This window comes from Phenylobacterium sp. (assembly GCF_036501465.1).
Taxonomy (GTDB): Bacteria; Pseudomonadota; Alphaproteobacteria; order Caulobacterales; family Caulobacteraceae; genus Phenylobacterium.
This window is the reverse complement of sequence record NZ_DASYAF010000054.1, coordinates 1-6107: the sequence shown is the minus strand read 5'-3', so window position 1 is coordinate 6107 and position 6107 is coordinate 1. Positions and strand designations below refer to the sequence as shown.

General features: G+C 68.8%; 6 protein-coding genes. 2 read left to right on the top strand and 4 right to left on the bottom strand.

The annotated features are described in order from the left end of the window. On the bottom strand, positions 1 to 1128 hold a 1128-nt coding region (locus tag VGL85_RS05585), incomplete at its 3' end, for a DHA2 family efflux MFS transporter permease subunit (protein ID WP_331586862.1). A 165-nt stretch (positions 1129 to 1293) separates the two neighbouring features. Here VGL85_RS05585 and VGL85_RS05580 point away from each other — a divergent pair. Continuing rightward, positions 1294 to 1923, top strand: a complete 630-nt coding sequence (locus VGL85_RS05580) for a methyltransferase family protein (protein ID WP_331586860.1) — start codon at positions 1294 to 1296, stop codon at positions 1921 to 1923. Here VGL85_RS05580 and VGL85_RS05575 read toward each other — a convergent pair. Next, entirely contained in the window at positions 1920 to 2633 is a 714-nt protein-coding gene (locus VGL85_RS05575; RefSeq protein WP_331586858.1) for an NUDIX hydrolase, read from the bottom strand. The genes VGL85_RS05580 and VGL85_RS05575 overlap by 4 nt on opposite strands. A gap of 131 nt (positions 2634 to 2764) precedes the next feature. On the opposite strand from VGL85_RS05575, the gene VGL85_RS05570 reads away from it, so the two are divergent. After that, the gene (locus tag VGL85_RS05570) at positions 2765 to 3055 is read left to right on the top strand and encodes an antibiotic biosynthesis monooxygenase family protein (protein WP_331586856.1); all 291 of its coding nucleotides are present in this window, start codon (positions 2765 to 2767) and stop codon (positions 3053 to 3055) included. A gap of 228 nt (positions 3056 to 3283) precedes the next feature. Here VGL85_RS05570 and rnr read toward each other — a convergent pair whose 3' ends face one another. Next, positions 3284 to 5362, bottom strand: a complete 2079-nt coding sequence (gene rnr / locus VGL85_RS05565) for a ribonuclease R (protein WP_331586854.1) — start codon at positions 5360 to 5362, stop codon at positions 3284 to 3286. 471 nt (positions 5363 to 5833) lie between these two features. Beyond that, positions 5834 to 6107 (bottom strand): alpha/beta hydrolase (locus VGL85_RS05560; protein ID WP_331586852.1); only part of this gene is annotated, 274 nt, incomplete at its 5' end.

The window sequence follows — 6107 nt, the reverse complement described above, 5'->3', positions numbered from 1 at the left end:
CATGGGCATAACCAGGACGCCGAAACTCGTGTCGGGCGGTAGCGCGCCGCGCATGAGGAAGGAGATGGCGAAGGCCAGCAGCGCCATCGTGGCGGTGATGCGGGCGTCGATCCGGGAGCTGAACCGCGCGAAGATCGGCGTCAGCAGCACGGCCACCACCCCGCTGGGCGCCGCCACCAAGCCGGCCCAGGTGGCGATATAGCCCAGGCGGGTCTGCAGCCAGAGCGGCTGCAGCACATTGCCGCCGAAGAAGACCGCATAGACCAGGCAGAAGACCAGGGTGCCGACCGCGAAGTTGCGCGACCTGAACAGCGCCAGGTCGACGATCGGATTGGCGTCGGTCAGCTCCCAGATCAGCCAGGAGACGAAGCCGATCGCCGAAATGACGCCCAGGAAGACGACCAGCGGCGAATGAAACCAGTCCAGGTCCTGGCCGCGGTCCAGCATCACCTGCAGCGCACAGACCCAGACCAGCAGGAAGAAGAAGCCCACCGTGTCGATCGAACGCTTGAACGTCGGCGTCTCCCTGGCGATCAGGCCGCGGTAGCAGATCAGGGTGCAGACGATGCCCACCGGCACGTTGATGTAGAAGATCCAGCGCCAGGACATGTTGTCCGATATCCAGCCGCCCAGGATCGGGCCGCAGATGGGCGCCACCAGGGTGGTCATCGACCAGATGGCCAGCGCCAGCCCGCGCCGGGACGGGGCGAAGATCGAGATCAGCAGCGCCTGCGAGCCCGGGATCATCGGCCCCGACACCGCGCCCTGCAGGACCCGGAAGGCCAGCAGCGACGGCAGGTTCCAGGCCGCGCCGCACAGGAAGGAGGCGAAGGTGAACAGCGCCACCGAGGCGGCGAACGTCTTCACCACCCCGTAGCGGCCCATCAGCCAGCCGGTCAACGGCACCGAGACGCCGTTGGCCATGGCGAAGAGGGTGATCACCCAGGTGCCCTGGTCGGGGGCGACGCCCAGATTGCCCGATATGGTCGGGATGGAGACGTTGGCGATCGTCGAGTCGAGCACCTGCATGAAGGTGCCCAGCGCCAGCCCGATCGAGATGACCGCCAGCGGCAGGCCTTGCAGCGGCGGCGGGGCGGCGGCTTGGCCGGGCGATGCTGGCGACGTCATCAGAGTTCCTCGGTCGCCTCGAGCCTCGCCTCTGCAACGGACATAGGGCGCCGGCCTTGCGGTGCAAGGGAGGTCAGGCGCCGGTCATTCACCCATTCTTATCCGTTGCCGGGCCAAATCCCGGGCATGGATCTGGCCGATCAAGCGACTGTCGCCGCAGCCCCCGTGAGCATCGCACGTGGGCGGCTTCTGGTCGGTCTCGACCTCGTCGAAAAACTCTTCGTCCTCGGCCTGTTCGGCTTCATGGCCTGGCGGGTCTATCAGTCCGTCGGGTCGGGCGGCAGCTGGCTCAACTATCTGCAGCTTTCCGCCGAAGCGCTGGCGGTCGGGCTCATCCTGCTCCGACGCCGGGCGCGCGAGCTATCGCTTATTCCGATGGACTGGGCGCTGGCGGTCGGCGCGACGGCCGCGCCGCTCCTGGTGGCGCCGATGGCGCATTCGGCGCCGCTGGCGCCGATCGGAGTCTGCGCCGGGCTGATGCTGAGCGGCCTGGTCTTCCAGGTCATCGCCAAGCTGACCCTGCGGTTCAGCTTCGGCATGGCGCCGGCCAATCGCGGCCTGAAGGTGAGCGGCCCCTACCGTATCGTGCGCCACCCGATCTATGCGGCCTATCTGGTCGGCCAGGTGGGCTTTTTCCTGCTCAACCCGTCGCTCTGGAACGCCGCCGTCTATGGCGTCGGGCTCGGCCTGCAGGTCTTCCGCATCGCCGCCGAGGAACGCGTCCTGGCCAACGACGCCGGCTTCGCCGGCTTCCGCGCCGCCACCCCCTACCGCCTGATCCCGGGCCTCTACTAGGTCTGCTCGGTAAACCTTCGGCCGCGCCAGAAGCGCATGAAGCGCGCCGGGCCGTCGGGATTGTCCAGCCGCGTCTGCAGTTCGCGCAGCACGTAGCGGGTGATGTCCGGCAGGTCGAGCGCCAGGGCCTCGTCCAGATCGACCCAGGCGATCTCGTCCAGCTCGCCGCAATCGGGCCGCCGCTCCAGGCTGAGCAGCCGGTCGGCCTCGGCCACGAAGAAGCGCGCATCGAACCGCTTGGTCCGCGACGGCGGCGTCACCGCCCGCGCGATGATGTCGAGAGCCTCCAGATCGGGCAGGGCGCCGATGGCGAAGAAATCGCGCCAGGGCCCGGCCATGGACCGCGGCTCGGCCTTCTCGGCCAACAACAGGCCGGCCTCCTCGAAGGTCTCGCGGATGGCCGACAGCGCCAGCGCTCGCGCCCGGCGCGGGATCGCCCCTTCGGCCAGTCGCGCCGCCACGTCGGGACGAAGCTCGTTGGCGGTCGGCGCGCGAAAATCGCTGCGATCGATGCGGCCGCCGGGAAAGACCCACTTGTCGGGCATGAAGTCGTGGCCGGCGCCGCGACGGCCCATCAGCACGCGCGGCTTCTTCGCGTCGCGGCGCAGGATGATCAGGGTGGCGGCGTCCCGCGGCCGCACGCTGCGGGTTCCTGGTGGGCGGGCGGCGACGTCGGGGCGCGGCGCGGTCGTGACGATCGGTGTGTCCATGGCGGCTAGTATCGCGAGTCCCGCGAGCGGCGAAAAGCCTGCCCTAGGGTCAAAGCCGCCCGGGAAGCTTGACGCCGCGCCGCGAAGGCGGCCCTTCTCCGCGGCGCATTGGCGCAATCGGAGAAAACCAGATGTCGCTTCGGCTCTTGATCACCCTCACCGCGGCCCCGGGCAAGGGCGCGGACTTCGCACAGGCCTTCAAGACGCGCTGTGCGGAGGTGATGCAGGAGCCCGGCTGCGAGCAGTTCGAGGTGTTCCAGAGCGCGGTGAACCCGGACAAGCTGGTGCTGCTCGAACTCTGGAAAGACCAGGCCGCGCTGGATGCGCACGCCAAGGTCAACGCCACGCGCGCGCCGCTGCCGCAGGGCTTGCGCTCCGGCGTCCCGGGCGAGCGAGAGGACTACGAATACAACAAGCGCTAAGTCGCGGCCAAGGCTGTCTGAATCTGAAGTCCGTTCAGCCTGACCCTTCTCCCCTCGCGGGAGAAGGTGGCCGGTCGGAGACCGGTCGGATGAGGGGCCGCGCTGAGCTTTCCACGACCGCGCGGGAGCCCTCTTACCATCTGCCCGCGCGGCCCCTCATCCGCCCCCGCCTTCGCGGGGGCGCCTTCTCCCGCGGGGGGAGAAGGGACGCGTAGTGGTCCCGTCGCTCTACCGCCGGCCGCGCCGGCGTACGCCCAGCCGGGCGCGCGGCGCCTTCGGGTCTGGCGGTTCGGGTTCGCTGAGCATTTCGAACAGCAGGCCGCCGGTGATCGGGGTGGCTTCGCGCAGGCGCACCTGCACCTCGGCGCCCAGCCGCCAGCGGCGGCCGCTGCGTTCGCCGACCAGGGCGTGGGCGCGGTCGTCGTGGACGAAGTATTCGCCGCCCAGCGTCGAGACCGGAACCAGGCCGTCGGCGCCGGTCTCGGCCAGGCGGATGAACAGGCCGAAGCGGGTGACGCCGGTGATGCGGCCGGTGAACTCCGCGCCCTCGCGTCCCTCCATGAAGGCGGCGACATAGCGGTCGGTGGCGTCGCGCTCGGCGGCCATGGCGCGGCGCTCGGCCAGGGTGATGTGCTCGGCGATCTCGGTCAGGGTGGCCATCTCGGCGTCGGTCAGGCCGTCGTCGCCCAGGCCAAGCGCCCGGATCAGGCCGCGATGCACGATCAGGTCGGCATAGCGGCGGATCGGCGAGGTGAAGTGGGCGTAGCGGTCCAGGTTGAGCCCGAAATGGCCGACATTGTCGGGACTGTAGATGGCCTGCATCTGGGTGCGCAGCACAACCTCGTTGACGATCTCGGCGTGCGGGGTGTCGCGCATCTGCTCCAAAAGCCGGTTGAAGCGCTCGGTGCGCGGCGCCTCGCCCATGCTCCAGCGCACGTCCAGCGTCGACAGGAAGTCGGTGAGGTTTTTCAGCTTCTCCTGGCTGGGCGCCTCGTGCACCCGGTAGATCAGCGGCGTGCGGCGCTGCTCCAGGGTCTCGGCGGCGGCCCGGTTGGCCTGGATCATCATCTCCTCGATCAGCCGGTTGGCGTCGAGATAGCGGCGCGGGATGATCGAGACCACCTGGCCGCCCTCGTCGATGACGATGCGGCGTTCGGTGCTTTCGATCTCCAGCGGCGAGCGCTTGTCGCGGGCGGTCCTAAGCGCCCCATAGGCGGCCCAGAGCGGCGCCAGGACCGGCTCCAGCAGGGGTCCGGTCACGTCGTCCGGCGCGCCGTCGATCGCCGCCTGCGCCTGCTCGTAGGCCAGCTTGGCGGCCGAGCGCATCAGGCCGCGCACGAAGCGGTGCGACAGCTTGCGGCCCTGCGCGTCGAACACCATGCGCACGGCGATGCAGGCGCGGCTCTCCCCTTCACGCAGCGAACAGAGGCCGTTCGACAGTCGCTCGGGCAGCATCGGCTCGACCCGGTCGGGGAAGTAGACGCTGTTGGCCTTGTCGCGCGCCTCGCGGTCCAGGGCCGAGCCGGGGCGGACGTAGGCCGCGACGTCGGCGATGGCGACCCAGACCACCCAGCCGGCCCTGTTCTTCGGGTCGTCGTCCGGATGGGCGTAGACGGCGTCGTCGTGGTCGCGGGCGTCGGAAGGGTCGATGGTGATCAGCGGCAGGTGGCGCAGGTCGGTGCGGCCGGCAAGGGTGGGAGGCTCGGCGGCCTCGGCCTCGGCTTCCGCCGCGGCGGTAAAGCCGGTTGGCAGGCCGTGGCTGTGGATGGCGATCAGCGAGGCGGCGCGCGGCTCGTCCTCGCGCCCGACCACCTCCAGCAGCCTGCCCTGTTTCGGGCCGTAGCGCTCGCGCGCCGCGCCGACCTCGGCCAGCACCAGGTCGCCGTCGCGCAAGGCGGCGGCGTCCGGGCCGGTCAGCACCAGCCGGTCGCGGCTCTTGCGATCCACCGGCTCGATACGGGTCTCGCCGCGGCCCTTGCGCACCACGCCGAGCAGGCGGTGGGCGCTCTGGCCAAGGCGCTTGATCAGCCGCGCCTCGGTCTCGCCGCCCTCCAGCCGCTCGAAGCGCACCAGCAGCCGGTCGCCCATGCCGGGCGCGCCGGCGGCCGCCTCGCCGCGGTCGGGCGCCAGCCGGTAGGTCGGCCCGTCCTCCTTGCCCTTGGACGGCCGTACGAACAGGTCGCCATCGGCGTCGCGCTCGACCACATCGGCCACCCCCACCGGCGGCAACGCGCCAGGATTGCCCCTGCGGCCGCCGCGCGGCGTGCGTGGCGTTCTGGAGAAGGTCGGGACTCGCGGGCGGGCCATTGGTCCCGGCATAGCTCACATCAGGGCAAACGGCGATTCGGGCAGCCCTGACGCCGCCAAAAACATCTTGCTCCCTACCCGGATGACGAGTGAAATATCAAGAAGTCTTGTCTCCAGTCGAATGGGCCAATCCGCTATGAACTCTTCTTTGGAGAAACGACTAGCAGTGTATCTAAGTACCATTCGTGCGATCGTCGATCCTCCGAAAGTCGAAGGATATGTTGTTGGGTATACTTATCGATCTGCATGGGAGCGAGGCAACGAATACCGCATTGAGAAATTCCACCACCTTGTAGTTTTGGCAGATCGCTTAACCAGAGACGAAGCGAAGTGGTTTGAGGAACAGCTTTTCGGGGCGGTCAAGCGCGAGCAATCCGGCGTCCTCTGGGATAAATATCACGCGAAGAAGAGGGACGGGCGGTATTACCCGTCTGTCCATTCTCCTAGGCCTTTTGATCCCATGCATTCGGTTTATTTGGCTTGGTGGGAGACTCGTAGCCGTCGGGAGGGCCTGGACTCTGAGCCAGCGTAGTTCTGAGCCTTCCCGCTCAGGAAATCCAGCATCGCGGGCAGGGCGGCGCGATCCTGCAGCATGAACATGTGTCCGCCTTCGAAGAAGCGCAGCTTCGAGCCCGCGATCCGGTCGGCCATCCGGTCCTGCGTCTTGGGCAGGGCGATGCCGTCGTAGCGGCCGGCGGCGATCAGCACCGGACAGCTTATCTGGTCCAGCCGGTCCCAGGTGTCG